The following is a 14,781-nucleotide window of genomic DNA, read 5'->3' on the forward strand; positions in this document are numbered from 1 at the left end:
CCCGGTAGAAGGCGAGTTTGAAGGGTGATGCTTCAGCCACGCCCGGCTTTCGGCTGGAACGATTTCGTGCCGCCACGTGTTGGACTCCGAGAACAGCGGCGAGGAACAATAAAAATGCGGGCGAGTGCGGCCACGAAACTGCCTAGTGAAACTGGTCGCAGCGAGGGGCATGGTTCATGGGCTGATCGTCTTGCCGGCTTCACCAGGCTTTGTGAAGAACGAGCCGCGGAAGCGGATGAAACCTGCCATCTCGATCCGGCAGTAACGAGAGCCTTGCATGAAATGGGCATCTTGGCGGAGCCGCTTCCAGAAAACCGGGACGGAGGCGGGCTTCTCGGGGCGCCACACTGGCCCCGGCTGCATGAGGCCCTTCGCTCGCTGGGAGCGGCCGATCTTTCAATTGGGCGGCTGTTTGAAGGCCATTGCAACGCGATCGATCTCCTTCAGCGTTACGGCACCTCCGCGCAACTGGATAGTCTGGCTTCATCGGTAAGGCGCGGTGCCATGACCGGCGTGTGGGGCGCAGATGGAAAAGATCCCCTCTGCATCGAGCGCAGCAAGGGGGGCTGGATATTGCGGGGTGGAAAGATCCTCGCTTCCGGGGCCGATTTTCTTTCGAGGCCTTTGGTCACGGCGAACAGCGAAGCGGGTCAACGCATCGTTCTTCTGGAACTCCAGGGCGAAGAGGCTCGCGTGGATCTGTCAAGATGGACCCCGCAAGGGATGCGCTCCAGCGCGACCGGATCCATCGACCTGTCTGGGATTACCATCCCCGACGAAAATCTGATCGGCGAGCGAGGCGATTTCATGCGCCAACCGTATTTTTCAGGGGGCTCCTGGCGCTTTTGCGCCGTCCATCTCGGCGCCATCGAACGGCTTGTCGATCTCTATCTTTCGCAATTACGGGCACGCCAGCGCGGTGAGGATCCCTATCAGCTTCAGCGCGTTGCCATATGCCTCGCCGCGGCTCGAACCGCGGCCTCGTGGACGAGAGCAGCGGCTCGGCATCTGGCGCTAAAAGCAGACGACGCTCAAGGTTGCGTGGCCCTTTCAAATCTGACGAGAGGCGTGACGGAGCGAGCCGCGCTCGACGTCATGGATACCATACAGCGAGGTATTGGCCTGGCCTCCTTCATGCGCCCTGACCCCATCGAGCGTATATCACGCGATCTTAGAACCTATTTGAGGCAACCGGTTCCCGATCTTGCAATGGCCGATGCGGCACGGTTCGCGTTGACCGCTTCCGTCCCGGTTCATGAACTGTGGAACGCCGATGAGAATTAGCGCCTATCTCGCAAAGGTCGCCAACCTGCCCTATGCTGGCCTCGACAAGCTTGGTGGCGGTGCCGTAACCATTCTGGCCCCTCACCCGGACGACGAGGCTTTGGGCACCGGTGGCCTGATCGCTGCATGCCTTCAAGCGGGCATCGATGTGAATGTTGCCGTCTTGACGGACGGTGCTGGTTCTCATCCAAATTCGCAGCGCTTTCCAAAGGCGCGCTTGATCGAGCTACGACGCCAGGAATGTCGCACGGGTTTGGAAGCCTTAGGTCTTTTGCCGGCAAACATAACTCATTTCGACGTGCCGGACACGTCCGCCCCGACGTCCGGGGCATTGTTCGATCAAGCCGTGCAGCGTCTATCCCAACTGGTCGTCAGGAGTGCTTCGACCAGTCTCTTCGTCAGCTGGGACAAGGACCCCCACTGCGACCATTTGGCAGCAGCAAGGATCGCGGAGGCCGTCGGGCAGGAGCTCCCTCATCTCCTCTTGTGGCATTACCCGATATGGGGCTGGTATCTTCCCAGCTCGATGTCCATCGAACGACCTCCTCCGGAAGGTTTCCGTCTCGATATCTCACCCTGGATCGGCCAAAAGCACCGAGCTATTGCTGCGCACGCGTCACAGATGACGAAGCTGATCGATGATGATCCGGAGGGCTTTACGTTCAGCGCAGAAAAGCTCCGCCGTTTTCTCGAACCGACGGAATATTTTATCCGGAGCCAAACATGAGACATCAGCACACAATCGGCCGCGAGTATTTCGAGGCGCTCTATAGATCGGATTCCGACCCGTGGAACTTTGCGACGAGCGAGTACGAGGATCGGAAATATCAGGCAACCTTGCGGGCGCTCGCCCGAGCCTCCTACGCAAAAGCATTGGAGATCGGCTGTTCAATCGGCGTGTTGACCGCACGTCTGGCTGCTCACTGTGATACGCTCGATGCTGTCGACATCTCGCCCACTGCCATCGCAAAGGCCAGGATCGCCTGCGCTACCTTGGACAATGTGAACTTTCATATCGCCGCGGCGCCGGACGGGCTGCCTGCAGGTCCCTTCGATCTCATCGTGCTGTCCGAGGTCCTGTATTATCTGGACGTCACGGATCTGTTGTCACTCGCCGCCTGGTGCCGGGCCAACGCAAGCTCCGCAGCCGAGATCGTTCTCTGTCACTGGCTTGGTCCGACGAACTATCCCCTGGGCGGTACGGAAGCGGCCGCGTTATTCCTGGACGCGCTGCAACCTCGCCTCGAATGCCACACGGTCCTCCATCAGGAGATCTATCGCCTCGAGTGGATTAGGCTGGGACCGAAGGAAAGTCAGTAGGATTTCGGCGCGCCTGATCTCCGCTGCCAGCATGGAAGGTCTCAAGGGTTCGCCATAGCGCAGAAAGGTGCTGGCAGCGCTTAACTCCTGCCAGAAGACTTCAAAGCACGATCGACGAAGGGTTGTGAGAAGCCTCCCAATCTCTTCCGACCCCAGTCCCAATGCTGCGAGGATTGCAGACTCTTCCATGAAGCCGATGTTGCTTGACCGGCGCAAATGCCCCTTCAGCCACGCCTTCTTGGTCACCGCGAAAACGGATTCCAGCTCCTGATCACAAGGTGCGTCGGGCTCTGCATGGCGTTGCTTCATGGCGTCAGCCGCCCCACCCACAGCCCGACCGTCTAGCCGGCAGGATGTCGTCACGCAAACATCCATGGAATGACGGACTTTTCCACCCAGGCACTCTACGGCCAGCGCGAGCGCGGCATCTTCGCCGGTCGCCTTAGCTGGCAAACCGCCGATTGCGCGGTACATCTTCAACGTAACGGCCAGACTGGCACCTGAGCTGACCTGGTGATTGGGCCATGGATCATGAGGCCGTGGATCCAACAACGCGAAAATCTCGGCAACGAGCGCGTGATAGTGCTCCTCGAAGAAACCGCGATACTGGAAACTGCGACCGAGCTCTATGAACTCGTGCGGATCCGCGTCGATATAGCCGGCAATGCAATCGGCGCCTTGCGAAAACTCCTGCCAGCTGCTCGCAAGCCACGACGGCGAAACGATGCTGTCTGCATCCGTCGTCAAGATGACGCCGTTATGCAAATCCGCCGTTTCGAGTTGCTCAGCCGCAATGTCCATGGCAGCTTTGCGCGCAAGACCAGCCGAGGACAGTTCCTCGGAACAGGTAACACTGACAACATCGATCCGCACCCCCGTGCCATTGCGTATGTCGGCCGCCCTTGCCGCGGTCGCGTCGGTGCAATTATTGGCATAGACAAGCACCTGATAGGCTTCGAAGGGAATGCGCTGGCCCCTCTTGTCTCTTTGGACTGCGAGAGCCGCGAGACAGCGCGAGATCCGTTCCTCCTCGTTGCAAGCGGGGATGGCAATGACCGCAGGACGCATTTCTTCGTGCTGCTGCGGATGGCCGGGCAAAGAAGAAAGAAGGGAAACGAGCGCGCTATCCATTGAAACCCAAGGATTAAACAGATAGAAATTATCTGCTATTTCTTCATATAAACCTTTAAAAACTGCAAATGTTCCAGCATATTATCAATGTATATTTGATATTCGATATTAAATATATGCCCGGAAATATGAAGAGCAGATGTTAGATCCACCCGCTCTTCCACGTTAACTGTGCTCATTGCAAGAAACGGAACGCTTTAGGCGACCTATCCGCCACGCCGTTTTTTTCCCGGGACCAGACTTCAGTCCTGGTGTTCGGGCATTGCCTTGAGCTGGTCTTTCGTCCACGAGGTCACCGCGTGCACCTCGCCATTCTCGTCCCGCATGAAATCGAGGTCAGCGACCCTCACGGCCACGGGCTTGGCACCTATTCCCAGGAAACCGCCGACATCGATCACGACAATGGTGTCCGTGCCTATGCCGTGGACATGGGAGACACTGCCGATATTCTCGTCCTCCGGGCCGTAAATCGTCGCGCCTTCCAAATATTCCGGTGTGAGTTCGCTGTCGGCAAGCCTGGTGTGTGTGCTGTGGTCCATACTCGGCCTCCTGTAAGTTTCAACCGCATATAACCGCCGCCTTCGTCGGCTGTTCCCTAATTATTTTCCCGGCCTGGAAGTAACATCTCCGGCAACGTCGCTCGCGACCGTTCCGAAATTCCCAGCACCGTCGCCCGCTTCACTGGGATCAATCGTATGAACGATCGGGAGGTTATTTCTTTAGAGGTTTGCTCATATCCGGAACGTCCTCTCCCAACGCGGTGGCAAGATCAATCTGATGGTCTTGTTCGTCTACGAGGATCTGACGAATCTGTTCGGCAAGGGCAAACTCACCCAAGGCTTCGCACTGGCGAACCCGCTCCCTGTAATTGCGAACTGTCTCATTCTCGTTGTTCAGATCAAATCGCAACAACTCACGGGCGACCTTCGATGTCTGAACCGGCTTCGGCACGACGGTCGGCATCTTGCCGAGATAATCGATTTGTCGGGACAAGATGAGGGCATGCTTTAGCTCATCATGCGCATGAGTCTCCAACTGTTCCGCGATACTCATATACTCGGGACCCTTGATTACTTGCGAGTACACAACATAGGCAATGATCGCCTGATATTCACGGGAAAGGTCCTCGTTCAGCAATTCGGCAAGACGATCGCGAGAAATCACTTGCCCGCTGTCTTCCTTCGTAGAACCTGCCATTTTGCTCATCCTATCTGCGAATCCCACTGCCAAACTCAAGTCTGGGAATTTTGTTCCTCGATGGATCGCTTTGGAACATCTGGACCAGATCGCTGCCCGGCGCTGGATTGTGAGCGTGTCACGGCTTTTGTGTGGGCATGATGATTGCACCTTCGATGTGCAGGCGGCTTCCTTCCATCGAGGGGCACTGGTGCCGGCTCTCGTCCTTCCGCTGGACGGGTCGGTCTCACCCGATCGACAGGCTCTTGCTCGGTATCTCGATGACGACCGATGCGCCAGCGCCCTTGCCGATCCGCATCTTGCCGCCGGTCACTCCAACGATGGATTTGAGCATGAACGCACCAAATCCCCGGGCGGGCATGCCATCGAGCCCGTGCGGCATACCAACGCCGTCGTCTTCAACCATGAGCCGGCATTGATCAGCCGATAAGGTCAGCCACACGCGTACGTCGCCCACCCGTTCACCCGGATAGGCGTATTTGAAAGCGTTGGTAACGAGTTCGCAGACCAGTAAGCCCAGATGCTTGGCCAACTGGGTTGGCACGGAAACATGGGCGGCAGTGACGATGACCTGCCTGACATTGTCCGGCCTGTTGCCCGCCAGCAATTCGCCGAGCCGGGTCAAAAGCTCACCAAGGTCGACACAATCTTCGGTGGCGCAGCCATGGAGCTGCTCGTGCACCATGGCAATGGTGTAGATCCGGTCCTTGGCGGTGTGGAGCGCGTCGGCGGCCTTCTCATCGATGGTATTGCGAGCCTGGAGCGAGAGCATGCTCGCCACCAATTGCAGGGAGTTACGGATGCGGTGATCGGCCTCTCCGAGCTGGGCTTCACACTGCTCGAGGCGCTGCAAGGCTTGCGCCAGTTTGTGCTCGAGCTGGCGATAGTCGGCCTCACTACGCACGGCCGGGCATGTCCCGCCAAGCGCGATCGGTGCTGGTTTCAACGACATCGCGAGGAGGTCGCCGGAAGCGGAAATGAGATGATGCTCCGCACGCAGCGTTCTGACATTCGCATTCATTTGGCACTCCCGCTTATCGTTATGGAGGGGAGGCTCAGCGGCCTTCCCCGGCATAAGAGCTTAGGTCGGACAGTGCGTGCGAACCAGATTTCCACGGATCAGATTTGCTGATGCAAATGCATCATCTCGTTGAGCTTCTTCCCTGGCGGTGGCTGGGAAGCCGCCCAAGATCGGGAACCATCGCGTCTGCGCCGGGTTGGGTTCCTAGGAGGTAAACCATGGCCCACACTGCATTTTCCCGCCCGCTCGTGATCGAGGAGATCGTTATCGCTGACGTCAACCAGGCTGCGGAATATCTGGTGGAAGACTGGCCGATCGAGCACGGCGATCACTACGAGTTAGCCAGACGGTTCTGCCTCGAAGTGATCGAAGGCAAGCGTGACCCGGAGGATGCGAGGCAAACTTTCGTACTCGCGGCCGGGGAGGCCGGCATCATCATCGCAACCTGAGTTTGCGAGCCCGAGCACCGCAACAGCGCAATTTGAGCGCTGCCGGGTTCCCCGTTCGTCCCCATGTGTCCTTAGATATGGGGCTTCGCCTGCAGGTCGGGGAGAGAGTTTCAGGGGCAACGGTGCGCATCCCCCTTTCAGCATACAGCCGCGAACAATATCTCTACAAACAAAGCCGAGCAGGCGAGATGGCAACCGGCCGTCGCGCGGACAGCCATCTCGAGGTGCTCTTCAAAGTTTGACGCTTGCTTCGCGTGACCACAGGCGCAATTTACGGCAGGCCTTCACGAAACCAGCGATTGCCCCCTCATCGCCGAGATATATGAGCCCTTCGTCAGCATCGGCGGCGACGCCCGATCTCAACAAGAGGGTCTCGGCCCCATGGCTGAAGCCGATGAACTTGCAATGCGTAAACGCATCCGCCACAAAATCTCGCGCCGCCGCCTCGCCCGTCAACGCTTCTGCCCCCTCCTCCGACAGCAACAGCACCACAGCGTCGAAAAGGACTGAAGGGCCGCCGTCGATCATATGATGTGCCGGAATGAGCGCCCCGTCTTTTGCCTTCACCCCACCCACCTTCGGCGCGATCACCTCCAGAATTGCACCTTCCTTTTCAAGGGCGGCCTGCAGCGTCTTGAGCATCGAAGCGTCCGAGCCATCGCCGACCAGGACGCCAACCTTGCGGCCAGCAAAGCTTGCGGGGCCATTCTGGATGATGCTGAGAGCGGGCGATGATGGAAGATCCCTTCGAGGCGCGACGGCGGCATTCGCAGGTGCGGGTAATTTGCCGATCCCAAGCTTGTCACAGACCGCTGCACCAAGCTCTTCATCGATGTTCAATAGATGTGAGACCATACGCTCGCGGATGAGGGGATTTTGACACTTGCTCAGTTCGAAGGTCAGCGCCATCCCGATGTGCTTTTGCTCGGGAGCGGTTTGACTGATGTAGAACTGCCGCGCCTGACTGTAATGGTCGGAAAAGCTCTCAGCACGCAGGCGGACCTTCGGCGCATCGATGTCCTCCCGGAAGGAGCGAAAGCCGCGAACGGGATCTTCTCTCGGCCCTTGCCCCCATGAATTCGGCTGATAGTTGGCGCGGCCGACGGGATTGCGCATTGCCATATGCCCATCCTGCTGGAAATGCGCAAAAGGACATTTCGGTGCGTTGATGGGGATGTGGGTAAAGTTCGGGCTTCCAAGCCTCTTCAGCTGCGTATCGAGATAGGAAAAGTTGCGGCCCTGCAGCAGGGGATCATTGGAAAAATCGATCCCAGGCGGCACGTTCTGCGTCATGAATGCAACCTGCTCGGTCTCGGCGAAGAAGTTATCCGGCATCCGATCCAATACCAGACGTCCCACCGGAACGGGTTTGATGACTTCCTCCGGTATGAGCTTGGTCGGATCGAGCACATCGAAGTCGAAACTGTCGGCGAACGCTTGATCGAAAAGCTGCACGCACAGTTCCCATTCAGGGAAATTGCCGGACTGAATTGCATCCCACAAATCGCGACGATGAAAGTCGGGATCGGCGCCATTGATCTTGACCGCCTCATTCCAGACGACGGACTGCAGGCCGAGTTTTGGCTTCCAGATGAATTTGACGAAAGTGGAACTGTCCTGGACATTGAGGAAGCGGAACGTGTGGACGCCGAACCCTTCCATGAAGCGGAAAGAACGCGGGATCGCCCGATCCGACATGACCCACATGATCATGTGCATGGATTCCGGCGTCAGCGAAATGAAATCCCAGAAATTATCATGCGCCGACTGGGCCTGGGGAAAAGCACGGTCGGGCTCTGGCTTCACCGAATGAATGATATCGGGGAACTTGATGGCGTCCTGGATGAAGAAAACCGGGATGTTGTTGCCAACCAGATCCCAGTTGCCCTCTTTTGTATAGATCTTGACCGCGAAACCGCGCACGTCACGCGCCAGATCGGACGAACCCTTGGAGCCGGCGACCGTCGAGAAGCGCACAAAGGCCGGCGTCTTCTCGCCAGCACGCTGAAACAAATCGGCACGCGTATATTCCGCCAGGGACTTGTAAGTCTCGAAATAGCCATGCGCTCCATAACCTCGAGCATGAACGACACGCTCGGGAATGCGCTCATGATCGAAATGGAAGATCTTCTCCCGGAAATGGAAGTCCTCGAGGAGGGTTGGACCACGCGGTCCGGCTCTGAGGCTGTTCTGGTCATCGGCAACCGGATTGCCCTGCGCCGTCGTAAGCACGGGCGTATCGCCCTCGGCGATCTGATGCAGTTCGCCGCCATTGCCACGCATCAGGGTTTGCTCGTGGATTCTCGCGGTCTTTTCTCGGGTTTTCTTTGCCATCGGGATATCTCCTCCCAGGGTTCGCCCCGACCATTCACGCTGTTTACGCTGCAAGGCCTGCTGGTCGCGCCTGCGCGCCAACGTGGCGATCGAGCCATCGATGTGTTCAAGCGCCATCATCGCCGCAGGCATCGGTAGGAAAGCCTGGGCGCTATTCCCGCAGCGTTCGACGGTCATGCCCGTGATAGTTTCCGATCGATCAACCGCCTCATGGGACTTTTCCCCCGCGATCGCCGCCCGGCAAGCCCAGCCTCGTCACGATTGAACGGAGAAGCCGGAACCTGGATTCCGGCCCCTCTCGATCAACGAAACTATGGACGCTGATCCAACCTCGGATCGAGAGGGTTACCGCTCCACAGCGCGCCGTAATATGCATCAACGGCACGGGAGCGATCGGGGTTGTCCCAGTCCCACTCATCGTCGGATGAATATTTCGGACCACCTTGCAATTGGCTGTCCGTCAAAGCGGTCTGATAGCCGCCGAGCTCGGTGTTGTAGGTCAGTGAGTTCCAAGACAGCGGATAATGCTCGGTACCAATGCCGAGAAAGCCACCGAAGCCCAGCACCGCGTAAGATACCTGACCAGATTTCTTGTCGATCATGACGCGCTCGATCGAGCCGATTTTCTCCCCGTCCGCACCATAAACCGCCGTGCCCTCAACCTTGTCGCTGCCAATTAGATTGCCATATTCGGTGCTCTCGATAGCCATGTAGAAATCCTCCTTGTGTGCGCCTTTGACGAAAGGTCGCAACGAAGTTGCGGGGGTCCACCTTCTCCACCTCGTTGTTGCAAGCGAGCAAGCAACGGGGCCGATCTGATCGGACTGCTCTTGGAGACCCACCGAACGATTGGCGATATTATTCGTTCCCGCCACCACTCTTCCGTGGGCACAGTGCCTTCTCGAAACTCCCCGCCAATGGAACCCGAGCCCCTGGGCGAGGTTCGAAAGCACCCTTCCCATTTGCGCTGGAGATCCGTATGTCCAGGAGTCAGCCCCCCAAGTCACCGACAACAAACCCTGTCGAGAAGTATCCAAAACCGCCCTTCAAGCGCCAGGTTCAACCCTGGCCGGGTTGGCTTCGAAAATGAACCCAAGACCGGATCACTGCGAGCAATCTTATCGCGGTTCCGGACGGTTGGCTGGCAAATAAGCCCTTATTACCGGCGGCGACTCCGGAATGGGCCGTGCCACAGCCATCGCCTATGCCATGGAGGGAGGCGACGTCGCCATCAACTACCATCCCAAAGAAGAAGAAGATGCCAAAGAGGTTATCAAGCTGATCGAGGCCGTAGGCCGCAAAGGGCTCGCTCCGCCCGGCGATCTCATGGACCAAGACTTCTGCCGAAAACTCGTCGAGGACGTCGTGAAGGGGTTCGGTGGCCTCGTGCGGTTTGGCACAAAGCTGCACCTGCGACTGTCAAACTGAAGAGAAAGCATGTTGTTCCCATCATTGAGCGGCTGTCGGAGGGCGCTTCTCACACTACGACACGACGTTCCAATATTTTCGGCTTAGCAAACACCTATTGCCAATCTGCAGATAATAAACGGGATTGTACAAGTCCCCGGTGTTCATGCAGTTGGTCGCCGGGCATGGCGGACTTCAGAAGTGCCGCCTGGATGGAACGAGCTGCCTGATGAGGGGCAGCCGTGCAGCCGGCTCAAGCGCGACGACCGTCTTTCAGACCACGCGTCATTTCAAAGCTCTTTAGCAATTGACTCATCTGAAAGCCATACCACGTCCAATATAGAAACGGCTCCTCATTTGAATTTAAAGGTCTGCGTGGCGCTTCATTTCCAGTTGAAAAAATTTTCCTTCCTAATAAATATGCAATTCTCTTTTCAGAAAAGGCCTCTTTAATTTTCATATTATCTACCTTTTGTTTATTATTATTGACAGACCATATCACAATTAAATAGCGATGTAGCGATTAAATACCATGCAAGAGATGGCGCCCAGAGGGAGTGGCCCCTCCGTCAGAATTCTTGTCGCGAGGTCCTGGGCGGAATGACTTGAGAGAACACGCAGCAATGTCCGCACAACGGGCGGTGCCTGAGATCGGCTGCTGTCGCGAACCTGGGCTGTCGCTGCGTCGCGGTGGGCTGGTCGCCGCTGCCCAATCGCTCACCGTGCATTTCATTCCCTGCCGGTCCTTTCCGACTGTCAAATGATTTCTTCCGCCTGCATAACCCGTGCCCGGCCCCGACCCCGGCCCCGGCCCCGGCCCCGGCCCCGGCCCCCAATGCTGGCGAACCGAACATCCCATGTCTTTCAAGGAAAACCTCGCCCTCCGAAAGGGCGAGGTCGGTGCCGTCCTGGCTGTTATTTCGCCCAACGGCCCTCATATTTGAACTCCGGGGCGGCCTTGAGTTGGTCCTTGGTCGCGTCCATGGTTGCCGACCACTTCTTGTCGGCCTCGGAATAGTTCACCGATACGCTTTTCGGAGAGACGACGACGTAGTGTGTGCCGATGCCGAGGAAGCCCCCGACAGAAACGACATATCCCGATAGTGCTCCCTCGGAAATCACAAGATCCTTGATCTCGCCGATATTGTCCTTGGCACTATTGGAAATGTTTAAGCCGATGAGGTTGCTGCTCAGGACATCGGTCGGCTTTGCCAGAACAAATGTCTCTGTTGTCGTAGCGGTGGCGGTCTGGGCAAGCGCAGGAATTGCAAACAATGGAAGCATGGCGGCGGCAATAAACATCTTACGCATATATAACTCCTAATTTTATGCATCTAATGAGAATACATAAACCATTGCATAAGGTAGAAAGTTCCAAATTATTTTCAATTTTATTTGGAGAGGACTCAAATCGGCCGGAAGCCAGTTGGCGCCGCATCGCGTGCTTTCGGCTCGGCGTCAGCCAGGGATCGTTAGGCGCGTTTCGAACGCTTGCCCCTCTGCTCCATCATGAATTCGGCCATCCAGGCTCATGTTTGAATTTCAATGCAACCGCCCCAACGAGAATCCCCGTTGTTACTCACGTCAAAAGCGTGGGCCTGAGATAGGAGAACACTCATCGTTTGGAGAGGGCGAGACCCTTCTCGAGCAGCAACCCGCCCTAATCTGAAAATGTCACGCCAGCTGCAGATCCTGTCTCGGCTTCGAAGCGCACATGTCCATTCTTGGTCTATTTGCGGTTTGGATGTCAGAAGTGGCCTTCCATCACCCGATTTCGTTCAAGCTTGGACACCGTTGGGTTGTCGTCATCCGGTCGGTCCAACAGGCTTTGGATTTCCTTGACAATCGCTGGCCCGAAGGGGGTGAAGATCTCTACGCAGTGGCGCGCTCAGCCTGCCTCGAGGACTTGAACGACGGGCGAAAAACCAAGGAAGCTCGCTATGCATTCATCGATCATCGATGCGCTGGGTGAGGCAGGGCTGGAGCCGGCGTTCGAATGCGGGTTCATGTCGGCGATGACCGGCAACTCGCGCCAGGGAATATCTACCTAAAAAGCAAGAAGCGGGGAGGCACGGTTTGACCTCCTCGCATTCGGATGCTCTCACGGCATTACACGTATATCCGCTTCTTTGCACGCCTCGACGAAAGCCTCGCGAGCTTGGTCTGGCTGGGCAGCGCCTGCCATGACATCGAGGCACGCTCGCTGAGCGTCGATGCAAGCGAGCTTGGCCAGTTCGTAACACTTACCTTCGGCAACGGGCCAATACTCGAAAAGATAGGTCGCGGCCTGATCAGCGCCTGCGATCGCAAGAGCTTTCACCTCGACAGGTTGAGAGAAGCTGGCATGTTCCATATCGCACCTCCTGGTAGCCAACACCGGGGAGAGGCGATCGTTCCTGGGAGCGGCTGGGGCTAGAGCATGCCAGCTTCGCGCCTGCGTTCAAAATCCGCTGCATTGAGCATGGCGAGAAGATCACCGGCTTCCTCCACCTCGAAACCTGTGGCTTCGAAGCCGTCGACCATCGCTGGCAAGCCTGTAAACACGTCGAAAACAGTCCACGTGTCGTCTTCTTCGGCCCGAAGATCGTAGCGTCGTTCCATAATCGGCAACGTGGCACGAATGGCGGGGAGATCTAGGCTCAGGACCTATTAATTTGCTTTGAGTTGTGATTCACGGTGTCTGGGAGGATGCCGTGATGAATGATTTGTTTTTGCTGAGCGAACGTCAGATGGCGCGGATCGAGGTGTATTTCCCACTCTCGCATGGCGTGCCGCGCGTCGACGACCGGCGCGTGGTGAGCGGGATCGTTTATGTAATCCGCAACGGCCTGCAGTGGAAGGACGCGCCGAAGGGCTATGGCCCTCACAAGACGCTCTACAACCGTTTCATCCGCTGGAGCCGGCTCGGCGTCTTCGACCGGATCTTCGCAGGGCTCGCCGGCGAAGGGCCGAAGCCGAGCGGATCATGATCGACGCGACGCACCTGAAAGCCCATCGCACGGCGGCGAGCCTGCTCAAAAAGGGGCTGTTCCCCGCCGTATCGGGCGCACCAAAGGCGGGTTGAACTCCAAGCTCCACACCGTCTGCGACGGCGAGGGCCGTCCGATCGTCATGCTGCTCTCGGAAGGCCAGATGAGCGATCACAAGGGCGCACGCCTCGTGCTCGGCGCCCTCCCGTCCGCCAAAGACCTCATCGCCGATCGCGGCTACGACAGCGCCGCATTCCGCCAGGCGCTGGTCGCCAAAGGCATCGAACCGTGTATCCCATCGAGCCGAAGCCGGAAAATCCCTTACCCTTACGACAAGGCGCTCTATCGCCAGCGACACAAGGTCGAGAACCTCTTCGCTAAACTCAAGGACTGGCGGCGCATCGCAACCCGCTACGACCGATGCGCTCACACCTTCTTCTCGGCCATTTGCATCGCCGCCGCCGTCATCTTCTGGCTCTGATCAACGAGATGCCGTAACGGGGTCTGCGTCGCGCACCGCTCGTTGCCGCTTGCAAGATCAGGGCAGGCTGTCGCTGTTCCCGTATCGGATCCAGAAGGAGGACTGCGGGATGAGACTGTTTGTCGGTTTGGATGTGTCGTTGGCGAAGACCGCGATCTGCGTGATCAGCGAACATGGGAAGATCGTGAAGGAGGCACAGGTCGCCAGTGAGCCCGAGGCGCTCGCGAGTTGGATCGCAGAACAGCATGGCAGCATCGCCGCCATCGGCCTCGAGGCCGGCCCCTTGTCGCAATGGTTGCATCGTGGATTGGCCGAGGCGGGCCTGGACGTCGTTTTGATGGAAACTCGGCAGGTCAAGGGCGCCTTGAAGGCCATGCCGATCAAAACTGACCGGCGCGACGCGGAAGGAATTGCCCGCCTGCTGCATCTGGGCTGGTTCCGGCCGGTTCACTGTAAATCCGTTTCGGCGCAGGAGGTCCGTACCGTGCTCGGAGCTCGCAAAGCAGTCCAGCAGGGTATGATCGCACTGGAGATGTCCCTGCGTGGGCTTCTGCGGAACTTCGGGCTGAAGGTAGGTGCCATCTCGCGCGGCCAGTTCGAGCATCGCATCCGCGAACTGACAGTCGGCAATCGAATGCTCGAAGCCGCAACGGAGCCGATGCTGCGAGCGCGGGCCTCTCTGCGGCGCGAACTAGCGGAACTGGAACGATGCGTCCGCCAACTCGCCCAGGATGACTCGGCATGCCATCGGTTAATGTCCATGCCCGGGATCGGCGCAGTCGTGGCTTTGACCTTCCGCTCTGCAATAGATGATCCCGCCCGTTTCACGTCATCGAAAAAGGTTGGCCCTTGGGTCGGCCTGACACCTTCACGCAATCAGTCTGGCGAACGTGATGTATCGGGCGGCATCACAAAGGCCGGAGACGTCAGTCTGCGCCGCGCTCTCTGTCAGGCCGCGACCGTCATGATGAATTGGGGGTGCTCGACATGGCTCAGAACTTGGGCAGCACAGATAGCGCGCCGTCGCGGTCGGAAGCGCGCCATGGTGGCGCTTGCTCGCCGCATCGGAGTGATCCTTCACCGGATTTGGGTCGACGGTACCACCTTCCAGATAGTGGCACCGGTCATCCCGCAAGAGGTTTAACGAGCTGAACCTCGCACAGTTGCCTGCTTGACCGCAGGCCTTCG

Annotated in this window: 16 protein-coding genes and 2 pseudogenes; 8 read left to right on the forward strand and 10 right to left on the reverse strand. The window is 57.9% G+C overall.

Annotated features, from left to right (window positions below):
* The first annotated feature begins 27 nt into the window (after window positions 1–27).
* From ACR9ZN_RS05100 to ACR9ZN_RS05110, 3 genes are read left to right on the forward strand one after another with little or no spacing between them, the layout of a single operon-like run.
* The gene (locus tag ACR9ZN_RS05100; protein ID WP_481271531.1) at window positions 28–1,284 is read left to right on the forward strand and encodes an acyl-CoA dehydrogenase family protein; all 1,257 of its coding nucleotides are present in this window, start codon (window positions 28–30) and stop codon (window positions 1,282–1,284) included.
* On the forward strand, window positions 1,274–2,011 hold the full coding sequence (locus tag ACR9ZN_RS05105; RefSeq protein ID WP_481271532.1) for a PIG-L deacetylase family protein: 738 nt from the start codon (window positions 1,274–1,276) through the stop codon (window positions 2,009–2,011). The genes ACR9ZN_RS05100 and ACR9ZN_RS05105 overlap by 11 nt, the downstream gene beginning before the upstream one ends.
* Window positions 2,008–2,604, forward strand: a complete 597-nt coding sequence (locus ACR9ZN_RS05110) for an SAM-dependent methyltransferase (protein WP_454817359.1) — start codon at window positions 2,008–2,010, stop codon at window positions 2,602–2,604. Before ACR9ZN_RS05105 ends, ACR9ZN_RS05110 begins: the two co-directional genes overlap by 4 nt.
* On the opposite strand, the gene ACR9ZN_RS05115 is transcribed toward ACR9ZN_RS05110, so the two are convergent.
* The 4 genes from ACR9ZN_RS05115 to ACR9ZN_RS05130 form a co-directional block, all read right to left on the reverse strand.
* Window positions 2,500–3,735: a glycosyltransferase family 2 protein gene (locus ACR9ZN_RS05115; protein ID WP_481271533.1), complete on the reverse strand. Its 1,236-nt coding sequence runs from the start codon at window positions 3,733–3,735 to the stop codon at window positions 2,500–2,502. The genes ACR9ZN_RS05110 and ACR9ZN_RS05115 overlap by 105 nt on opposite strands.
* 242 nt (window positions 3,736–3,977) lie before the next feature.
* Complete coding sequence (locus ACR9ZN_RS05120) at window positions 3,978–4,274, reverse strand: PRC-barrel domain containing protein (protein ID WP_434960350.1); 297 nt, start codon at window positions 4,272–4,274, stop codon at window positions 3,978–3,980.
* A 172-nt stretch (window positions 4,275–4,446) separates the two neighbouring features.
* Window positions 4,447–4,932, reverse strand: coding sequence for a ferritin-like domain-containing protein (locus tag ACR9ZN_RS05125; RefSeq protein WP_454817355.1), 486 nt, complete (start codon window positions 4,930–4,932; stop codon window positions 4,447–4,449).
* Between the two features lie 226 nt (window positions 4,933–5,158).
* Window positions 5,159–5,953, reverse strand: a complete 795-nt coding sequence (locus tag ACR9ZN_RS05130; RefSeq protein ID WP_454817353.1) for a sensor histidine kinase — start codon at window positions 5,951–5,953, stop codon at window positions 5,159–5,161.
* Between the two features lie 218 nt (window positions 5,954–6,171).
* Between ACR9ZN_RS05130 and ACR9ZN_RS05135 the strand changes: the two genes are divergently transcribed.
* Complete coding sequence (locus ACR9ZN_RS05135; protein WP_481271534.1) at window positions 6,172–6,402, forward strand: DUF982 domain-containing protein; 231 nt, start codon at window positions 6,172–6,174, stop codon at window positions 6,400–6,402.
* A 231-nt stretch (window positions 6,403–6,633) separates the two neighbouring features.
* On the opposite strand, the gene katE is transcribed toward ACR9ZN_RS05135, so the two are convergent.
* On the reverse strand, window positions 6,634–8,736 hold the full coding sequence (katE, locus tag ACR9ZN_RS05140; protein ID WP_481271954.1) for a catalase: 2,103 nt from the start codon (window positions 8,734–8,736) through the stop codon (window positions 6,634–6,636).
* Between the two features lie 311 nt (window positions 8,737–9,047).
* Complete coding sequence (locus tag ACR9ZN_RS05145) at window positions 9,048–9,446, reverse strand: PRC-barrel domain-containing protein (protein WP_454817349.1); 399 nt, start codon at window positions 9,444–9,446, stop codon at window positions 9,048–9,050.
* A gap of 269 nt (window positions 9,447–9,715) precedes the next feature.
* Here ACR9ZN_RS05145 and ACR9ZN_RS05150 point away from each other — a divergent pair.
* Window positions 9,716–10,122: pseudogene (locus tag ACR9ZN_RS05150) on the forward strand (SDR family NAD(P)-dependent oxidoreductase); the annotation flags it as partial.
* A 274-nt stretch (window positions 10,123–10,396) separates the two neighbouring features.
* Here ACR9ZN_RS05150 and ACR9ZN_RS05155 read toward each other — a convergent pair.
* A complete protein-coding gene (locus ACR9ZN_RS05155) occupies window positions 10,397–10,603 on the reverse strand; it encodes a hypothetical protein (protein ID WP_434960345.1) in 207 nt (68 codons plus the stop codon).
* Between the two features lie 455 nt (window positions 10,604–11,058).
* Window positions 11,059–11,454: a PRC-barrel domain-containing protein gene (locus ACR9ZN_RS05160; RefSeq protein ID WP_434960344.1), complete on the reverse strand. Its 396-nt coding sequence runs from the start codon at window positions 11,452–11,454 to the stop codon at window positions 11,059–11,061.
* A gap of 403 nt (window positions 11,455–11,857) precedes the next feature.
* Between ACR9ZN_RS05160 and ACR9ZN_RS05165 the strand changes: the two genes are divergently transcribed.
* Window positions 11,858–12,115, forward strand: coding sequence for a DUF982 domain-containing protein (locus tag ACR9ZN_RS05165; RefSeq protein ID WP_481271535.1), 258 nt, complete (start codon window positions 11,858–11,860; stop codon window positions 12,113–12,115).
* A 129-nt stretch (window positions 12,116–12,244) separates the two neighbouring features.
* Here the strand turns inward: ACR9ZN_RS05165 and ACR9ZN_RS05170 are convergent, their stop codons facing one another.
* Both ACR9ZN_RS05170 and ACR9ZN_RS05175 read right to left on the reverse strand, forming a co-directional pair.
* Window positions 12,245–12,496 (reverse strand): DUF982 domain-containing protein, encoded by a 252-nt coding sequence (locus tag ACR9ZN_RS05170; RefSeq protein ID WP_454817343.1) that lies wholly within the window; start codon window positions 12,494–12,496, stop codon window positions 12,245–12,247.
* Between the two features lie 59 nt (window positions 12,497–12,555).
* Window positions 12,556–12,744, reverse strand: coding sequence for a hypothetical protein (locus ACR9ZN_RS05175; protein WP_454817341.1), 189 nt, complete (start codon window positions 12,742–12,744; stop codon window positions 12,556–12,558).
* Between the two features lie 95 nt (window positions 12,745–12,839).
* Between ACR9ZN_RS05175 and ACR9ZN_RS05180 the strand changes: the two are divergent.
* Window positions 12,840–13,593, forward strand: a pseudogene (locus ACR9ZN_RS05180) (IS5 family transposase).
* A 109-nt stretch (window positions 13,594–13,702) separates the two neighbouring features.
* A complete protein-coding gene (locus ACR9ZN_RS05185; RefSeq protein WP_481271955.1) occupies window positions 13,703–14,737 on the forward strand; it encodes an IS110 family RNA-guided transposase in 1,035 nt (344 codons plus the stop codon).
* The last annotated feature ends 44 nt before the right edge of the window (window positions 14,738–14,781 follow it).

Source organism: Labrys sp. HAY1-8F (genome assembly GCF_056754975.1).